The sequence below is a fragment of the Lawsonibacter hominis genome, assembly GCF_014287895.1.
GTDB classification, from domain to species: Bacteria; Bacillota; Clostridia; order Oscillospirales; family Oscillospiraceae; genus Lawsonibacter_A; species Lawsonibacter_A hominis.
The window spans coordinates 1-706 of sequence record NZ_JACOPP010000090.1 but is presented as its reverse complement, the minus strand read 5'-3'; the positions used below and the strand labels follow the sequence as shown (position 1 = coordinate 706).

The window sequence follows — 706 nt, the reverse complement described above, 5'->3', positions numbered from 1 at the left end:
GATGAAGTGACTTCCTTCCAGGTCGAAATCCAGGATTTTCATTGTAAACTCCTATCTTTCCAAGTCCAGCCCGTCCAGCTCATAGTCTGAAACAGGCGGTTCAAAGGCCGTATCATAGGCCACATCATCAAGCTGTCGGATTGCGTCCAGACGGGCCGCTGCCTGCGGATCAGTAACAAGTTCCTGTTCCAGCAGGGCGTCCGCAACGATGGCGTTGGAAACCGGATCGGTAAAACAAAGGTTCTCACCGTCCTGTGCCGCCTGTTCCATCACAGATTCCGGCAGGATTTCTTCGGTAAGGGCCTTCGGCACTTCCAGCCCACGTTTCTTTGTGCCGACAATCTCATAAATGCCCACGGCAATCTCCCCGCAGGTGATGATATTTCCCCAAATATCAGGATTCGGGCGTCCATCACGCATACTTTGTCCCTCCATCTTCCTCATAAGGCATATAGGCTATGACGGTGAGATAATCCGTACCCAGGCGCCGCAAAAGAGCATCCTGATGTTCCATGACCTGATCGACGATATGCTCCGGGCAGTATTTCATCAGGTCAGCTACATATTGCCCCACATCCAAGCCAATAGGATGCGCCAGGTATTCTTCGTCCGTCATGCCCTCAAGCTGCTGGTTCAGCCCGTATTTATACATCAGGAAACGGGCGATAGCGATGGTCTGATTTCTCTTGCTGCTCATTCTTGCTAT

The 706-nt window shown here is 51.6% G+C and carries 2 protein-coding genes; both read right to left on the bottom strand.

What is annotated here, in order from left to right; genetic code table 11:
- Positions 1-51: 51 nt before the first annotated feature.
- Positions 52-420: a hypothetical protein gene (locus H8S57_RS18405; protein ID WP_087415530.1), complete on the bottom strand. Its 369-nt coding sequence runs from the start codon at positions 418-420 to the stop codon at positions 52-54.
- A partial coding sequence (locus tag H8S57_RS18400; protein WP_369807659.1) for an aldo-keto reductase family protein occupies positions 413-706 on the bottom strand: 294 nt, incomplete at its 5' end. The genes H8S57_RS18405 and H8S57_RS18400, both read right to left, overlap by 8 nt.

Coding starts and splice junctions, on each gene's coding strand:
- H8S57_RS18405 (WP_087415530.1), bottom strand. CDS start 420: ATGCGTGATGGACGCCCGAATCCTGATATTTGGGGAAATATCATCACC.